Origin of the sequence: Bacillus sp. FSL L8-0152 (assembly GCF_038006365.1) — a bacterium.
GTDB lineage: Bacteria > Bacillota > Bacilli > Bacillales > Bacillaceae_G > Bacillus_A > Bacillus_A cereus.
In genome coordinates this window covers 5,249,813-5,266,347 of the sequence record NZ_JBBOVB010000001.1, presented here as the reverse complement: position 1 = coordinate 5,266,347, position 16,535 = coordinate 5,249,813, and the positions used below count along the sequence as shown (strand labels likewise).

The window sequence follows — 16,535 nt, the reverse complement described above, 5'->3', positions numbered from 1 at the left end:
CTTTTCTTATTATGTATATCTTTCTCCAATAGAGGAACTCTCAAACAATCTATATTTTGGAAATAAAAAATAGCATCCTAAAGGATGCTATTTGAATATTTCATAATGGTAAAGGCTATACTACAATTAGTCTTCGCGTTTTTTCACTTTTTTATAAAAGGAAATAAGTGGTTTGTAACGTTCATGTACAAGACCGATTATTTCAGCAATGATTTCTGTGAAGAAAATCAAAGCGAAAAGAAGAATAATGGATAACCATAACGTTGCACTAGTGAAAATAATGGCATTTACACTAAAGAAAATACCGAATGCGTATATAATTAGTACCGTTTTACGATGAGAGAATCCCATTGCAAGTAAGCGGTGATGTAAATGCGATTTATCTGGTGCTGAAATAGGTTTTTTATTTACGATACGACGGATGATTGCAAATATCGTATCAAATATAGGTACACCTAAAATGATAATTGGAACGATAAAACTGAATAACGTTACACTTTTGTATAATCCAAGTAACGATATAACAGAAATACAGTATCCTAAAAATAGTGCTCCTGTATCTCCCATGAAAATTTTTGCTGGATGGAAGTTGAAGAATAAAAATCCAATTGTACTTGCTAATATAATTAATGCGAGTGGCAAGATAATAGCTGTTCCAGTACCCCATGGGCTAGTGAAGGCCATATATGCTAGCGTTGCAAGTACGATAGATGAAATACCAGCAGATAATCCATCTAAGCCGTCAATTAAGTTGATTGCATTCGTAATACCTACAAGCCAAAATACTGTAATTGGATAAGCAAGCCATCCAAGTTCAGTATCCCCAAGGAATGGGATATATAATACTTGCACTAATAATCCACTTTTTACAATCATAATGGCAACTAACAGTTGTCCACCGAATTTTACTTTCGCAGATAACTCGTACATATCATCTAAAATTCCGATGATTACAATGATAATCGCACCTAGTGTTATCGATAACATTCTTTGCTCATATAAGCCGCCGACAACAAATCCTACAGCTACACCAATAAATATTGCTAACCCGCCAAGACGTGGCATAATCTTTTGGTGCACTTTACGTGCGTTTGGCTTATCTGTCGCTCCTATTTTAAAAGCTAATTTAATAACTAAAGGAGTAACGACGAGTACAGTGATGAAAGATGCCAAAATGGCATAAATCACTTGTGAGTCCATTAATACCCCACCCTTTATATTCTAACGTAATTTTTTTTTTTGAAAATATATTTATCTGAAAATTATGATGTTTATTTACAGGCTCATAACATATGGTATCACAAAAAGATTAGAATTCAATCTTTTTTTCTCTTTACGGTTAATGGAAGCGGATAGAATATATGACAATTGTATATAGAATGTTGCATCATATGAGAAGGTTAATCGTACTGGACTTTGGAATATGACATTTCCTTTTTTCTTCGATAGTGAATACTTTTAGTTCAGTATTATAAGTGTTACACGTAGAAATGAGTAAGTTTCATGTTAAAATGTGGGAATTTATCTCGCGTCAACTAGTAGCCCCATTCCTACTAATTAAAGTTTTACTTTATCCCGCATTAACGGGCAGTAAGACCCCCACCTCAAAATTCAGCGAAGCAAAGAAGTTAGGTGGGGATCAACTGCCCGTAAAAGCCCCACTGATTAAAGTTTCACTTTATATTATAGTGCATTTAATTTTACAAAAACTTTAAAAAGAATGAGGGAAGTAATTCATATAATGAAGAAGGAAAAGGGTTTTCTCATTTTTAATGTGAGAGGGGGAAGCACAGGGAGAATTCTGTATTTCATATCTTTTCTATTGTAAATTCCTGTGCGAAAAGGAAATGAAAATTACGATAATAGGTACTGGATATGTTGGATTGATTACAGGAGTAGGATTGGCAAAGTTGGGGCATTCAGTTACATGTTTTGATATAGATGATGAAAAAATTGAACGGATAAAACAAGGGGATTTACCTATTTATGAGGTTAGATTACATGAATTAATAAATTATGCATATGAGAATAATGCTTTAACTTTTACATCAAATAAAGAAGAGGCATTTGATGATGTAGAGTTTATATTTATTGCAGTTGGAACACCATCTTTATTAGATGGGACGGCGGATTTAACGTATATTCAGAGTGCTTGTAACGATATTGGATTATATGCGACAAACGATATTATTGTTGTTACGAAAAGTACAGTTCCAGTAGGTACAAATGATGTAATGAAGGGATGGATTGAGGGGAATTTAAAAGGGAGGCATACAGTACATATCGTATCGAATCCAGAGTTTTTGCGTGAAGGTTCAGGTATTTATGATTTCTTTCATGGAGATCGTATTGTAATTGGAGCGGATAGTGAGGAAGTAGCAAGAAGAGTAGAGAGTTTGTATAGCCAATTATGCTTAGAAACGTATGTTACAGATATTAAAAGTGCAGAGATGATTAAATACGCATCGAATGCCTTTTTAGCTACAAAGATTAGTTTCATTAATGAAATTTCAAATATATGTGAGAAGGTAGGCGCAAATGTATTGGATGTTGCCAAAGGGATGGGAATGGATAAGAGAATTGGTGCATCTTTTTTAAATGCGGGCATTGGATACGGGGGATCGTGTTTCCCGAAAGATACGAAAGCACTGGTGCAAATTGCGGGAAATGTTGCTCATGATTTTCGTTTGTTAAAAGCGGTTATTGAAGTAAATAATAAGCAACAGCTGCTATTGATTGAAAAAGCGAAAAAAGTCATGAACATGAATAAAAAGCGGATTGCAGTTCTTGGCGCATCCTTTAAACCGAATACGGATGATATTAGAGAGGCATCATCTCTTATTATAATAGAAGCATTACTTAATATAGGTGCAGAAATTGTTCTGTACGACCCAAAAGCAATTCAATATGTGAAAAATATATTTGGAGATGCTATACAATATAGTAGATGTATAGATGAATCGATTCGAGATGCGAGTGCGGTTTTTATCGTAACAGAATGGGAAGCTATTCGAGTGTACCCATTAGAAAAGTACGTACAACTTATGAGAGAGCCTATTTTATTCGATGGGAGAAATTGTTATACTGATGAAGATGTTAAGAAACAAAAGATAGATTATTACTCGGTGGGCAGAAAAAGTATTTGTAATAGAAAAGTTTCTGTTATGCGTTAAAAAGGGATGTACTCATGCATATTTTTATATGTCATAATAGAAGCTGTAATTAGTGAAAGAAAAGAGGCAATCACATGACTGAACGTTTAAAAGTAATGACAATTTTCGGGACACGTCCAGAAGCAATTAAAATGGCACCTCTTGTATTAGAGTTGCAAAAACACCCAGAAAAAATTGAATCGATTGTGACTGTAACAGCACAGCATCGCCAAATGTTAGATCAAGTATTAAATATCTTTGGAATTACACCAGATTTCGATTTAAATATCATGAAAGACCGCCAAACTTTAATTGATGTTACAACACGCGGTTTAGAAGGTTTGGATAAAGTAATGAAAGAAGCGAAGCCGGATATTGTACTTGTACATGGTGATACAACAACAACATTTATTGCAAGCTTAGCTGCTTTTTATAATCAAATTCCAGTAGGTCATGTTGAGGCGGGCCTTCGTACGTGGGATAAGTATTCTCCATACCCAGAAGAGATGAATCGTCAATTAACAGGCGTAATGGCGGATCTTCATTTCTCACCAACAGCAAAATCAGCAACGAACTTACAGAAGGAAAATAAAGATGAGTCACGTATTTTCATCACAGGAAATACAGCGATTGACGCGTTGCAAACGACTGTAAAAGAAACATATAGTCATCCTGTACTAGAGAAACTTGGAAATGATCGTCTTGTACTTATGACAGCTCACCGTCGTGAAAACTTAGGTGAACCTATGCGTAATATGTTCCGTGCAATTAAGCGTCTTGTTGATAAGCATGAAGATGTACAAGTTGTGTACCCTGTTCATATGAACCCTGTTGTTCGTGAAATAGCAAATGAAATTTTAGGTGAACATAATCGTATTCATTTAATTGAGCCGCTAGATGTAATTGATTTCCACAATGTTGCAGCTCGTTCATACTTAATGTTAACGGATTCTGGTGGTGTACAAGAAGAAGCTCCATCACTTGGGGTACCAGTTCTTGTTCTTCGTGATACAACAGAGCGCCCTGAAGGTATTGAAGCAGGTACGCTGAAATTAGCAGGAACAGACGAAGAGACAATCTTTGGTCTTGCAGATGAGTTGTTATCAGATAAAGAAGCTCATGATAAGATGGCGAAAGCATCTAACCCTTACGGTGATGGTCGTGCATCAGAGCGCATTGTAGAAGCGATTTTACAACACTTTAATAAGTAAATAAAAAAGGCCCAATCGGATAGATTGGGCCTTTTTGTTACGGCTGATTGCGCATAATCCACTCTGCATGAGCATTTGTAGAAGGTGGCGGATCAGTTGGTGTTTTATTTTGGTTTGTTTCTTTTTTTGCTTGTTCGTTAGAATTAGAACTTGAATTTGAATCAGGATTTGAGTTGTTTTTTGTAGTTGGATTTTTTGCTTTTTCCCCTAATTCTTTTTCAATTTCGTTACGCACCGTTTCTACACTGATTGGATCTGGAAGGAAGTAATAAATACCGCCTATCTTTTTGTCTTCGCCTTCAAGCTTTAACGTTTGCATTGTAGAAGGATCAAATCCAGAAAGTTTATTGTAAAGAGCAAGTCCGTCTGAAATAGGAATGTCGGTTTTTATATATTTTCCAACGACAGCTGTTAAATCTTTAATTTTAAATACAGTAGAGGTGGAGTTTAACTTTTGGGCAACAGCGGCTAGTAATTGTCTTTGTCTAGCAGCTCGACCATAATCGCCATTTGGATCTTGTTTTCGCATACGGACGTAAGCAAGTGCTTCTTCACCGTTTAAGTTTTGCTGTCCTTGCTTAAATTGAATTTTTTTGTAGTAATCTACGTCAGAGCGCTCCCAGAAATCGAAGGGTACGTCAACCGTAACGCCGCCGACAGCATCAACGATACCTTTAAAGCCTTGGAAATCAATTTTAAGATAATGGTCTACAGGGACTTTTAGAAAGCCTTCGACAGTTTTGATTGCCATTTCTTCTCCGCCGTAAGCATGGGCAGCGTTAATTTTGTCTTCCTTATTTTTACCAACAATTTTAACTCGAGAATCACGAGGAATACTCATAAGTGAAATCTTTTGCGTTTTCGGATTGACTGTTGCAAACATTAATGAGTCTGTACGACCATTTTGACCGTCTGTCGCATAATCTTCTATACCCATAATGAGAATTGTAAAAGGTTCCTTTGTAATTTCTACATCTTTGTTTCTTAAATCCGATTTTTCACGAGTAAAACCACTATACATCCCCATAAGAGAAGAGTAAGAATTTAACACATAAACTCCTATGCTGCCAAATAAAAATGCGAAAATAAGGAAGAAGAAAAGTTTCCTTCTTCGCTTCTTTTTTATTCTGCTATTTTGGAGATGATAATAACGTTCTTCCATATATAATCTCCTTAGTTCGTTAGTTCATTTGTAGGGAAGTAATTCACTACATTAATCTTTGAAGGTGATAAAAGAGTTATGCTTAGATAACATCTTGTTCTAAGTACAACATATCTCCTTCTGTAATTGTACATTTCCCGTTTGTTAATTCAATCATCCAATTTGTAAATGCTTGTTTGCCGTCTTCTTCTACATAAGTATCAAATGTGACATTTTCTAGATAATGTATATCTTTAATGGCATATTTTGAATTACGTAATTCATTTTCTACTTTGCCAAGTAACGTGTAATCAATCTCGGTTTGCATCACCCGCATTAGTTTTCGCTGGACGACACCGACATGATTAATGCCTTCGCTTGTACACTTTCCATATGCACGAATTAATCCACCTGCGCCAAGTTTAATGCCACCAAAATAGCGTGTTACGACAACGACGGTATCTTTTAGCCCACGTTTTTTTAGTACTTCTAGCATTGGTACGCCAGCTGTACCGCTAGGCTCGCCGTCATCATTTGCTTTTTGAATATGATCTTGTTCGCCAATTAAATAAGCGGAACAATTATGTGTTGCATTCCAATGCTGTTTTTTTATTTTTTGTATAAATTCTTGAGCCTCTTCCTCAGTCGTTGCTCGGCTAATATAACAAATAAATCTTGATTTTTGAATGACGATTTCGTGTTCGCCGTAGTCTTTGATTGTTAAATATTGTAATAGCACTTGTATACGCCCCTATCTATCAAAATGACTAGTACTTTCCATTTTAAAAGCGAGCCTTTTTATATTCAAACATTTTTTCTAAATAGGCTGAAGTTTTTGGTGAGTATTTTATCTTTTTGTTGTAATTTGTCGAGATGGTGAGTATAATTTCAACCGGCATTTCCCTGTATGGATGCACCATTTGTAGTTTTCGTGTAAAATTAGGAAATAAAACTTTTTATAAGGCAGGTACGAAAATGAAAATAGCTATTGTTACTGATAGTACAGCATATATACCGAAGCAAATCCGTGATGAACTCAATATATATATGATTCCATTAAACGTTGTGTTTGGAACAGAATCTTATCAAGAAGAAGCTGAAATTTCAGCAGATGATTTTTATGTGAAAGTACGTGAACAAGAGGAACTTCCAAAAACTTCTCAACCAGCAATCGGAAAGTTTGTTGAGCTATATGAAGAACTAGCTAAAGATTATGATGCAGTTATTAGTATTCACCTATCAAGTGGAATTAGTGGTACATATCAAACATCAACGACAGCTGGACAGATGGTAGAGGGTATTGATGTATACACGTATGACTCTGAAATTAGTTGTGAAGTACAAGGATTTTATGTGCGTGAAGGTGCAAGGTTAGCAAGTGAAGGAAAGAGTCCAAAAGAGATTATTGCTCGTTTTGATGAAATGAAGAAAACGATGGACGCCTATTTTGTAGTTGATGATTTACATCATTTACAACGTGGTGGTCGATTAAATAGCGCGCAAGCTTTCATCGGCAGTCTGTTACAAGTGAAGCCAGTTTTATATTTTAGAGATAAAATCATTATTCCATTTGAAAAGATTCGTACACGTAAAAAAGCATTAAAACGTATCATTGAAATTTTTGATGAGCAAGCAAGTAAAGGTGTACCTATGGAAGCAGTTATCATTCATGCGCAACGTGAAGAGGAAGCGAATGAATGGAAGAAAGAATTAGAAGCAAAATATCCTCACGTCACAATTCGTACAGGTTATTTTGGAGCTGTAATTGGTACGCACTTAGGTGAAGGTGCATTAGGTCTTGGATGGTATACGAAGTAATAAAGATATAAAAAGCTCTCTTTTTAAGAGGGTTTTTTTACGGGTATGTTACGTTTAGTTGACAAGTTAATATTTGGAAATGGTAAAATGTACGTAAAATAAAATAATGAGGAAAGTTTTATAACTTACTTTTTACAAGAAACTATATTATAATAGAAGAGAGGTGAAACATATGGAGCATAATTCTTGTTTATGTCCAAAGTTTGAGTCAGCTTTTACTCTGCTTAGTAAGAAGTGGACTGGCTTAATTATTAAATCTTTGCTTGAAGAGTCGAAACGTTTTAGAGAAATCGCAGATATTATCCCAAATATGAGCGATCGTATGTTGTCAGAGCGTTTGAAGGAATTGGAAAGCGAGGGCATTGTAGTTCGTAATGTCTATCCAGAAGTACCAGTTCGAATCGAGTATGGCTTAACTGACAAGGGAAAAGCGTTAGAAAGTGTTATGGATGAGGTCCAAAATTGGGCTGAGAAATGGATGAAGTAGCATTTCATTTGTATTCGTATATTTAATAAAACGTAAGGGATTCCTTACGTTTTTTCTTTGTTTATAGAATTAAGAAAAGTATATAAATTTCTACACACACATACAAAAATATACGAATTTTGCGCTAGAGCTACATATAATATTACATTTGTTTTACAAAAACGTAACATTAGCAAAAAAAATCCCGAATTATGGTATAAATTTTATAGGTTATATACGGAAAAAGAAAAAAGAAAGCGGTGTAAAAAATAAAATGAAAAAGCTAAAAATGGCATCTTGCGCATTAGTTGCAGGGTTAATGTTTTCAGGGCTAACACCAAATGTATTTGCAGAAGATAAAATTTCTGACGTGAAATCACAAATTAATACACAAAATGACACTTTACATAAACAACAACAAGAACGTGATGAATTACAAAAACAAATGAATGAATTAAACAAAACAATTCAAGGTTTAGATAAGTCTGTTCAAGAGAATGCTGCAAAGCTTGATGAAACAACGAAAAAAGTTTCTGATACTGAGCAATTAATTGAAAAGAAAAATAAAGATATTGCAGAATTACAAACGAAGATTGCAAAACGTGAAGAGTTATTAAGAAAGCGTTTAGTTGCACTTCAAGAACAACCAAATACGAACGTTGTAACAGAAGTTCTTGTAAACTCTAAAAACGTTGCAGATTTAGTTGATCGTTTAACTTCTGTCTCTAAAATTCTTGAGTCTGATGAAGATATCATGAAAACACAGCAAGAAGACCAAGCTAGTGTGAAAAAAGATGTTGCAACGGTAAAAGAGAAACAAAAAGAATTAAAAGAAGCACAAACTCAAATTGAAACTGCTAAGAAAGAACTTGACGCTGAAAAAGAGAAAAAAGCAACAGCGGTAAACGATTTAAGCGGTAAAATGGATACAGTTGTAACTACAATGACAAGTACAGAAGGTCAATTGAAAGAGCTTGAAAAACAAGCGTTACAATTACAACGTATTGCAGAAGAAGAAGCACAAGCAAAAGCTGCACAAGAAGCTGCTGCTCAAAAACAAGCAGAGCAAGCTGCTAAAGCTGCGCAAGCTCAGCCAGCACAAGCACCTGCAGAGCAAGCTGCACCAGCAAACAATGGTGGACAAGCTCAAAAAGAAGAGCCTAAAAAAGAAGAACCTAAAAAAGAGGAACCAAAAAAAGAAGAGCCTAAGAAAGAAGCACCTAAACAAGAAGAGAAAAAGCCAGCTCCAAATGTGGGTGGCGTAATTGGTAAAGCGCAAAGCTACTTAGGTTTACCATATGTTTGGGGAAGTGCATCTCCATCAAACGGTGGTTTTGATTGTAGTGGATTCATTTCTTACATTTTTGGTGTAGGTCGTCAAGACGTTGCAGGTTACTGGAACTCAGTTTCTAAAGTAGGTAGCCCACAACCAGGAGACTTAGTATTCTTCCAAGGTACTTATAAAGCAGGTCCATCTCACATCGGTATTTACGTTGGTAATGGCCAAATGATTCATGCTAGTGATAAAGGAATTGCGTACGGTGATATTAACAGCTCATATAACCAAAAACATTTCTTAGGTTACGGTCGATTCTAGGATTTATAAAAGAATAAAAAACGTGTATAAAGTCGATAGCTTACTATTTTATAAGTAGGTTATCGGCTTTTTTGAGTTTTTACGGGATTTGAAGAAGGGTTTATAGTAGTGCTGGAGGTGATTGTCGATGCTACCGGGGAAACAGTTGCTATTAGACGAACTTTCTTCAGATTTACAGAGGGAATTAAATGATTTGAAAAAGAAGGGAGAGGTCGTGTGTGTACAAGGTGTAAAAAAGAAGGCTTCTAAATATGTATGTCAGCGTTGTGGAAATATAGAACAGCGGCTATTTGCGTCGTTTTTATGTAAAAGGTGCAGTAAAGTGTGCACATATTGCCGGAAGTGTATAACGATGGGGAGGGTAAGTGAATGTGCTTTACTTGTTCGCGGGATTGCTGAAAGAAAGAGAGAAAAGAATTTAAACTTGTTACGGTGGAGCGGAACGTTGTCTACTGGTCAGAATTTGGCGGCGCAAGGAGTTATAGAGGCTATTAAGCGAAAAGAATCATTTTTTATTTGGGCTGTATGCGGGGCTGGGAAAACAGAGATGTTGTTTTACGGTATTAACGAAGCGCTTCAAAAAGGAGAAAGAGTTTGTATCGCAACGCCGCGAACGGATGTTGTTCTGGAATTAGCACCGAGATTACAAGAAGTATTTCCATATATAAAGGTAGCGGCTTTATATGGAGGGAGTGTGGATAAAGAAAAAGATGCAGTACTAGTCGTTGCAACCACGCATCAATTATTGCGTTATTATAGGGCGTTTCATGTCATGGTTGTAGATGAGATAGATGCTTTTCCATATTGTGCAGATCAAATGTTACAGTACGCGGTAAAACAAGCGATGAAAGAAAGAGCGGCGCGTATTTATTTAACTGCGACTCCAGATGAAACGTGGAAGCGAAAATTTAGAAGAGGTGAACAAAAAGGTGTTATTGTTTCTGGACGATATCACCGTCATCCTTTGCCAGTTCCTTTGTTTTGTTGGTGCGGGAATTGGAAAAAAAGCCTCATTCATAAAAGAATTCCTCGAGTTTTACTACAGTGGTTACAAACGTACTTAAATAAAAAATATCCTATTTTTTTATTTGTTCCCCATGTGCGATATATAGAAGAGATAAGCCTGTTGTTAAAGTCATTAAACAAGCGAATTGAAGGTGTACATGCAGAAGATCCGGGTAGAAAAGAAAAAGTAGCGGCTTTCAGAAAAGGAGAAATCCCATTATTAGTTACAACGACAATTTTAGAGCGAGGCGTAACAGTAAAAAATTTGCAAGTAGCGGTTTTAGGGGCGGAAGAAGAAATATTCTCAGAAAGTGCACTCGTACAAATTGCGGGCCGAGCAGGGCGGAGCTTTGAAGCACCGTATGGAGAGGTCGTTTATTTTCACTATGGTAAGACAGAGGCGATGGTGCGCGCGAAAAAACATATTCAAGGTATGAATAAAAATGCGAAAGAACAAGGATTGATCGATTAATGCATTGTTTACTTTGTGATGAGTGTTTTGTAGAAACGGTTAGTTGGTACAATTTTTTTGTAAAGTGTCATAGAAAATATATATGTGATAGATGTGAGCAGAAACTTTCCTATATTATAGGAGAAATTTGCATGGAGTGTGGGCGGCCTTTAGAATATGTTCCTGCCTCATTTCAAGAAGACGGTATTTGTATAGATTGTCTAAGGTGGATGAAAGAGGCGAAGTATCGTTCTTTTAAAAACCGTTCGTTATATATGTATGATGATGAGATGAAAGAAATAGTAGCGCAGTTTAAGTTTCGGGGGGATGCAGAGTTAGTGCGCATTTTTTATCGTCCTTTTCGAAGTTTATTTCAAAAGTATTTTGCTAATGTTTCAACCGTTATCGCTGTTCCGCTTAGTAAGGAAAGGGCAGTTGAACGTGGTTTTAATCAAGCTGAGTTATTAGCAACTTGTTTACCTGTCAAAATTTCTTATCCATCATTAAGAAGAAGGGAAACAGAAAAGCAAAGTAAGAAGACACGTAAAGAAAGGGTGTCAGGAAGCAATCCTTTTTATTTTCAGGGAGAAGAGATGTTTTCTAGGCAACATATTTTACTCGTTGATGATGTGTATACGACTGGAATTACAGTTAGGCAAATCGGAAGTTTGTTATATGAAAGAGGGGCAAGGGAAGTATCTAGTTTGACACTTTGTAGAAGTTAATATGGCAGTGTCGAAAGGGATAATAAAAAGGCGATAAGTCTTCTTTGACTTCATATGTTGTCATTCGTTATAGTCAAAATATGGGGCGAATGCCCTGATTTTTAGAGTGAAGGGAATGGAATGAACATGCAAGGAAGAGTGAAATGGTTCAATGCAGAAAAGGGATTTGGGTTTATTGAGCGTGAAGATGGTGACGATGTATTTGTCCATTTTTCTGCTATTCAACAAGATGGGTATAAGTCATTAGAAGAAGGGCAACAAGTAGAGTTTGACATTGTAGATGGAGCACGTGGACCACAAGCAGCTAATGTTGTGAAACTGTAGGGGATATTGTTTTGGGAAGAGAAAGCTGCGTTTGTGGCAACGTTATATATATGTAGTAGAACCTCTTGTTTTTCGCAAGGGGTTTTTTGTTATAGGGTAAGTTGTCAAAAAGTTGTTTCTTTTCTGTAACGAATTGTCCACAGTTATATTCGTTATTCACGATGTTAATAGGATAAAATAAAGATAGAAACGATGCATCTTTTCATTTCAACAAAAAACGATAAAAAAATCGCAATTCCACTAATTTTTTTAAAAAAGTTAGAAGGAGTTTTTAAGCCAGTGTCGAAATTATAGTACATAGGCTTGAAAGGAGGAATTCATCTATGAAATTCAACATTCGTGGTGAAAATATTGAAGTAACTCCAGCATTAAAGGAATATGTAGAGAAAAAACTAAGTAAGTTAGAGCGTTATTTTGATACATTCCCAGAGATTAAAGTTAATTTAAAAGTATACTCTGACAAGCAACGTGTCGAGGTAACAATACCATTTACTGATTTATTACTTCGTGCAGAAGAAACTAATAGCGATATGTACGCTGCTATCGATTTAGTAGTTGATAAACTTGAGCGACAAATTCGTAAACATAAAACAAAGGTAAATCGTAAGTTACGTGAGAAAGGTTCTGTGAAAACGAACTTTATCCTTCCAGAAGCAGTAGCTGTTCTGGATGCGGTAGAAGAGGATGAATTAGAACTTGTACGTACAAAACGATTCGATTTAAAACCGATGGACGTTGAAGAAGCGATCCTACAAATGGATATGCTAGGACATAATTTCTTCGTCTTCACAAATGCTGATACAAATGAAACTAATGTTGTATATGGTCGTAAAGATGGGAAATACGGTTTAATCGAAACTAAATAATAATTCAAAAGCGCAGCCGAAATGGCTGCGCTTTTTTGTATTGAGATTTTGAATGTGATTATCTCCATAAGTATGTACTTGTTAGGAGTATACTAATTTTGTTTAATTTAACAATATTTTATAATTGTAAATAAAATATTAAGTTTTCTGGAATCAATTGATAGTGTATTTTGCTTTTGTTATCTTTAAATCGCATTATATAGATTTACTTTGTTTCTTTAGTAAAAAAATAAAATCGATATAATGCTACAAATTATCGGAGGTGCTTTTAGTGAGCATTAAGAAAAAAAGTCGTTTTATGTTTGGATCTGTTTTATCGTTAGGTATTTTAGCTAGTACTTTTGCTTTAACCGAACCTGCTAAGGCTGATACAAAGGATGATCATGTAGAATTTACCTTTAGACTTTGGAATGCATATGATTTTACTAATGCACGTCCTAAAGAGACACCTACTTCTATGTATATGCGTGTAAAGAGTAGTGAGAAGGGCGGTGGTTCTTTTAACGTTTGGACAGAAGCTGATAAAAATAAAGGTAAAGGTAATAGAGATTGGGTAAATGTTTCAGGTGAGTCGGGTAAGCATGAAGGAACGGTGAAACCAGGTAAAACGTATCTTTTCCAAAATTACGCATATGAAAACTATGGAAAAAATGTACCTGTGAGATTTGGTGGTTATTCTAGAGAAAATAATGCTTATCCTACTGCTTGGAGTCCTGATAGTGTAAGACCGAGTGGACCTTACACTGAATATTGATTTAGAAATTATAAATTGAAATTATTTATTGTGTAGTACTAGAAAAAGTCGTATAGTTCCGAGTCTTGATTATACGGCTTTTCCTGCTATTTCATTTTTAAAATAGGAGGAGTTGTAATGAGGTTTATCTCAAGATATATTTTAGTTTGTTTTTTTATATTGAGTATTAGTTTCTTAGTTTCTTGTCAAAAGAAAGTAGATGAACCGATTGTAAATATTGAAGATACTTTAACGGAAAAAGATAATTTGAAAAGTATTCAGTTACAAGAAATTAAGAAAAATACTATTGTTGAACAAGTGTTTTTAAAAAGTGAAAATGGTCATGATTTCTTTCAAGGTCAAATAGAAAGAAATGATAGCTTAATAGAGGATAAGCTTTCAAATAAAAAATTAAAGTCAGGAGTTATACCAGAAAATTATTATGTTTTTTTAACGGGTGTGACGAATAAGAAAAAACCAACGTATCTTTTGGGACGGATTGAACAAATTGATGGAAAAATAATTCAGTGGAAACAAGAAGTTAAGAGTGTAAAAAGAAAAGGTACAAATGATGTTTATCAGTATGAAGTTGAGTTTCCTAAATTTGAAGGAGAGAGAGCAAATGTTTCTTTTCGTTACATTTGGTTAAATAAAGAAAATAAATGTTATGGTGTTGCGGATCAACTGTTCATATTAAAAAAGATTTAAATTTCATTAATGGTTTATGGAGGAGTTGTAGATGAGTTACTTTTTAGGAAGGATTTTAAAAGGTAGGATGTTTTGGTTGTCTGTATTTATTATGTTAGTAATTGTCATTGCTCAATATATTGCTATGTGTGTAACAACGAAAGGATTTAATGATGCTGGGATTATAAAGGTATCTCCATATTTATCTAACATTTTACATTTTAATAGATTACCATTTTATAGTGAATTTTATCTACTTATATTTCCTATGATTTCTGCAATGGCTGTAGCTGGGATTTATAGAATTGATAAAAATTATGGATTTATTTATCCTGTCATTTCTAAGATGGGAACGCGTCATTATTTTAGATTACTTTATTGTATTAATTTTATAGTATCTTTTTTTATTATAAGTGTCCCTTTACTATTTCATTTTTATTTATATGCGATGACTTATCCGACAGTTGCTCCGCATCCGATATTAAATTATATGGCGGCTACTGTTTCACCAACAGCTCAATTTAATACGGTTTATTATGAGTATCCTACTTTATATTTTCTAATGTATGTATTTTTAAATAGTTTATACGGTGCGGTTTTTTCGAGTTTGGCTTTATCAATTTCGTTTTTTATAAAACGAGTTTATTTTATTTATTTAGTTCCATTTGTTTTACATATTTTTTGGCTTGGTATTGGAAAAGGGATTCTCAATCCTAAAGATTATTTAATTAAAGATTTCGGCTTTTTTGAATTGCAAATTTTTCTTAGTGTCCTGTTATGTATTTGGTTTTGTTCTGTAGTTCTTTATTTACGGGGGAGTAGGAAGCATGTTCTTTTATAATGTAATGAAAGAAACTATAAGGATGAAATATGTTGGGTTAAGTATTCTCTTTTTACTTAATGTTAGTATCATTGGTTGCTTGTTCAATTATTTTGAACAGGGCATTGTAAAAGAAAAAATGAACGAATTAGAAACTTTGTATAAAGTTATGTCGTTTTATAATTTATCGACTATATTTATTCCTTTAACCATCGTTTTTTCTGTATATTCTATGTCGAATTTTTTTAGTATTTATGTTATTTACAGAGTGAATAATATATTGAAATTAGTTTCCATATATTATATAAAGTTATTCGTTTTTGTTTCCTTTTTTGCTGGGAGTATGATTTTACAGTTGTTTTTGATGTCAAATAGGATGGCTATAACTAGTGTTGATGTAAATTATCCATTATTATTTTGCATTCAATTATTTGCGAGTGTTTTTATATGTATGATAAGTGCTTTATTGCAATTATTTTTACCTAGTTTACTTGTAATAATATGTATGATTACTGCTGTTTTATTAGATAGATTTATATTACATGGATTTTTATTTACAAATGCTTTTTATATAAATGTGTTTGAAGATGCTACTGGTTTATTTATACGCTTATTTGGCTGTTTTTTTATCTTTTTTATAAGTGTATGGATTTTATCTAAAAAAAGTTATATTTCTATGAATGATGAGACAGAGGTGATCTAGTTTACATTATGATCTTATATTATTTGTTAAAAAGAGATTTACATGTAAGGTTTCGAGATTCCATCAAGATAATGGCTTTTTTATTCTTAATTTACGCTATTATTGCAATTGCTTTTTTATACAATCAGCCTCTTAGTAATGGTAAAGAATCTGTATTAGTAGATGTTACCTTTTATCGATTTTTTCATGGAGTAGACTTTGTGGATTTATCTTATTTTTATAAGGAGGGGCGATTTTCTATTCCTTTTTATTGGATATTCTTTCAAATCACTCCTTTGTTGCTTGTAGGGAATTTTGCTTTTTCAGATATTCAACAGAATGGTGTTTATTTACTTCCTCGTGTTAAGAAGAAGCATTTTCTGTGGTTAACGAAAATATTATCTTTGTTTTTTTATATAATTATTATTTGGATTGGTATGTATTTTATTTGGTTTAGCGCTTACTATTTGCTTTCTTTAGGAGAGTATAATTTTTTAAATTTATATAGTCAATTTCCTTATAAGATATTAGGTACTATGCTAATTCAAATAATTATAAGCTTTTTATTAGCTTTGATTTTTGAGTTTTTAACGTTTTATATACCGATAACTATTGTTTTTGTACTAATGTTGTTGTACCTATTTTTGTCTATTTTCTTTCATAGTATTTATTTTTTAGGATCTTTTGTTATGCCAAATCGTTGGTATTTTGTTGATCACAGTTCAATTCAATTGACTTTAGGTAATAATCAATCTATTCAATGGAATGATTTACTTCTAATAGGAGTAGTAATTGTTGTTGTAATGATTTTATTAGGTAGTTTTTGTTTTAAAAAACTAGATGTGATAGGTGAATAA

The 16,535-nt window shown here is 33.9% G+C and carries 17 protein-coding genes; 14 read left to right on the top strand and 3 right to left on the bottom strand.

The window, feature by feature from the left end:
- Positions 1–126 precede the first annotated feature (126 nt).
- Positions 127–1,200 (bottom strand): glycosyltransferase family 4 protein, encoded by a 1,074-nt coding sequence (locus tag MHH27_RS26850; RefSeq protein WP_000378306.1) that lies wholly within the window; start codon positions 1,198–1,200, stop codon positions 127–129.
- A gap of 647 nt (positions 1,201–1,847) precedes the next feature.
- Here MHH27_RS26850 and MHH27_RS26845 point away from each other — a divergent pair.
- Together MHH27_RS26845 and wecB are read left to right on the top strand one after the other, a co-directional pair.
- Positions 1,848–3,173, top strand: a complete 1,326-nt coding sequence (locus MHH27_RS26845) for a UDP-glucose dehydrogenase family protein (RefSeq protein WP_097913010.1) — start codon at positions 1,848–1,850, stop codon at positions 3,171–3,173.
- Between the two features lie 74 nt (positions 3,174–3,247).
- Positions 3,248–4,363 carry a non-hydrolyzing UDP-N-acetylglucosamine 2-epimerase gene (wecB, locus tag MHH27_RS26840; protein ID WP_000140121.1) on the top strand — a complete coding sequence of 372 codons (1,116 nt, stop codon included), beginning with the start codon at positions 3,248–3,250 and terminating at the stop codon, positions 4,361–4,363.
- Between the two features lie 37 nt (positions 4,364–4,400).
- Here the strand turns inward: wecB and MHH27_RS26835 are convergent, their stop codons facing one another.
- Positions 4,401–5,525 carry an LCP family protein gene (locus tag MHH27_RS26835; RefSeq protein WP_000392800.1) on the bottom strand — a complete coding sequence of 375 codons (1,125 nt, stop codon included), beginning with the start codon at positions 5,523–5,525 and terminating at the stop codon, positions 4,401–4,403.
- Between the two features lie 82 nt (positions 5,526–5,607).
- Complete coding sequence (locus MHH27_RS26830) at positions 5,608–6,243, bottom strand: YigZ family protein (RefSeq protein ID WP_000926670.1); 636 nt, start codon at positions 6,241–6,243, stop codon at positions 5,608–5,610.
- 236 nt (positions 6,244–6,479) lie between these two features.
- On the opposite strand from MHH27_RS26830, the gene MHH27_RS26825 reads away from it, so the two are divergent.
- From MHH27_RS26825 to MHH27_RS26770, 12 genes are all read left to right on the top strand, one after another.
- Positions 6,480–7,322 carry a DegV family protein gene (locus tag MHH27_RS26825; RefSeq protein ID WP_000684727.1) on the top strand — a complete coding sequence of 281 codons (843 nt, stop codon included), beginning with the start codon at positions 6,480–6,482 and terminating at the stop codon, positions 7,320–7,322.
- Between the two features lie 172 nt (positions 7,323–7,494).
- Complete coding sequence (locus MHH27_RS26820) at positions 7,495–7,809, top strand: winged helix-turn-helix transcriptional regulator (protein WP_000400857.1); 315 nt, start codon at positions 7,495–7,497, stop codon at positions 7,807–7,809.
- A 148-nt stretch (positions 7,810–7,957) separates the two neighbouring features.
- Complete coding sequence (locus MHH27_RS26815; RefSeq protein ID WP_000499491.1) at positions 7,958–9,385, top strand: C40 family peptidase; 1,428 nt, start codon at positions 7,958–7,960, stop codon at positions 9,383–9,385.
- Positions 9,386–9,512: 127 nt separating this feature from the next.
- Positions 9,513–10,862, top strand: coding sequence for an ATP-dependent helicase ComFA (gene comFA / locus MHH27_RS26810; RefSeq protein WP_090978133.1), 1,350 nt, complete (start codon positions 9,513–9,515; stop codon positions 10,860–10,862).
- Complete coding sequence (locus tag MHH27_RS26805) at positions 10,862–11,566, top strand: ComF family protein (protein ID WP_340944632.1); 705 nt, start codon at positions 10,862–10,864, stop codon at positions 11,564–11,566. Before comFA ends, MHH27_RS26805 begins: the two co-directional genes overlap by 1 nt.
- Before the next feature lie 126 nt (positions 11,567–11,692).
- Positions 11,693–11,890, top strand: a complete 198-nt coding sequence (gene cspC, locus MHH27_RS26800) for a cold shock protein CspC (protein ID WP_001990088.1) — start codon at positions 11,693–11,695, stop codon at positions 11,888–11,890.
- Between the two features lie 323 nt (positions 11,891–12,213).
- Positions 12,214–12,756, top strand: coding sequence for a ribosome hibernation-promoting factor, HPF/YfiA family (gene hpf, locus MHH27_RS26795; protein WP_000671193.1), 543 nt, complete (start codon positions 12,214–12,216; stop codon positions 12,754–12,756).
- Positions 12,757–13,027: 271 nt separating this feature from the next.
- Positions 13,028–13,510, top strand: a complete 483-nt coding sequence (locus tag MHH27_RS26790) for a hypothetical protein (RefSeq protein ID WP_000023374.1) — start codon at positions 13,028–13,030, stop codon at positions 13,508–13,510.
- Between the two features lie 117 nt (positions 13,511–13,627).
- Entirely contained in the window at positions 13,628–14,197 is a 570-nt protein-coding gene (locus tag MHH27_RS26785; RefSeq protein WP_001211060.1) for a hypothetical protein, read from the top strand.
- A 31-nt stretch (positions 14,198–14,228) separates the two neighbouring features.
- On the top strand, positions 14,229–15,017 hold the full coding sequence (locus MHH27_RS26780) for a hypothetical protein (protein WP_000120050.1): 789 nt from the start codon (positions 14,229–14,231) through the stop codon (positions 15,015–15,017).
- Positions 15,004–15,699 carry a hypothetical protein gene (locus tag MHH27_RS26775; RefSeq protein WP_340944627.1) on the top strand — a complete coding sequence of 232 codons (696 nt, stop codon included), beginning with the start codon at positions 15,004–15,006 and terminating at the stop codon, positions 15,697–15,699. The genes MHH27_RS26780 and MHH27_RS26775 overlap by 14 nt, the downstream gene beginning before the upstream one ends.
- A gap of 71 nt (positions 15,700–15,770) precedes the next feature.
- Positions 15,771–16,535 (top strand): hypothetical protein, encoded by a 765-nt coding sequence (locus MHH27_RS26770; RefSeq protein WP_098292514.1) that lies wholly within the window; start codon positions 15,771–15,773, stop codon positions 16,533–16,535.

What these genes read in the sequence shown, in the direction of transcription:
- MHH27_RS26850 (WP_000378306.1), bottom strand. Translation starts at nt 1,200, where the DNA reads ATGGACTCACAAGTGATTTATGCCATTTTGGCATCTTTCATCACTGTA.
- MHH27_RS26845 (WP_097913010.1), top strand. Translation starts at nt 1,848, where the DNA reads ATGAAAATTACGATAATAGGTACTGGATATGTTGGATTGATTACAGGA.
- wecB (WP_000140121.1), top strand. Translation starts at nt 3,248, where the DNA reads ATGACTGAACGTTTAAAAGTAATGACAATTTTCGGGACACGTCCAGAA.
- MHH27_RS26835 (WP_000392800.1), bottom strand. Translation starts at nt 5,525, where the DNA reads ATGGAAGAACGTTATTATCATCTCCAAAATAGCAGAATAAAAAAGAAG.
- MHH27_RS26825 (WP_000684727.1), top strand. Translation starts at nt 6,480, where the DNA reads ATGAAAATAGCTATTGTTACTGATAGTACAGCATATATACCGAAGCAA.
- MHH27_RS26820 (WP_000400857.1), top strand. Translation starts at nt 7,495, where the DNA reads ATGGAGCATAATTCTTGTTTATGTCCAAAGTTTGAGTCAGCTTTTACT.
- comFA (WP_090978133.1), top strand. Translation starts at nt 9,513, where the DNA reads ATGCTACCGGGGAAACAGTTGCTATTAGACGAACTTTCTTCAGATTTA.
- MHH27_RS26805 (WP_340944632.1), top strand. Translation starts at nt 10,862, where the DNA reads ATGCATTGTTTACTTTGTGATGAGTGTTTTGTAGAAACGGTTAGTTGG.
- cspC (WP_001990088.1), top strand. Translation starts at nt 11,693, where the DNA reads ATGCAAGGAAGAGTGAAATGGTTCAATGCAGAAAAGGGATTTGGGTTT.
- hpf (WP_000671193.1), top strand. Translation starts at nt 12,214, where the DNA reads ATGAAATTCAACATTCGTGGTGAAAATATTGAAGTAACTCCAGCATTA.
- MHH27_RS26785 (WP_001211060.1), top strand. Translation starts at nt 13,628, where the DNA reads ATGAGGTTTATCTCAAGATATATTTTAGTTTGTTTTTTTATATTGAGT.
- MHH27_RS26780 (WP_000120050.1), top strand. Translation starts at nt 14,229, where the DNA reads ATGAGTTACTTTTTAGGAAGGATTTTAAAAGGTAGGATGTTTTGGTTG.
- MHH27_RS26775 (WP_340944627.1), top strand. Translation starts at nt 15,004, where the DNA reads ATGTTCTTTTATAATGTAATGAAAGAAACTATAAGGATGAAATATGTT.
- MHH27_RS26770 (WP_098292514.1), top strand. Translation starts at nt 15,771, where the DNA reads ATGGCTTTTTTATTCTTAATTTACGCTATTATTGCAATTGCTTTTTTA.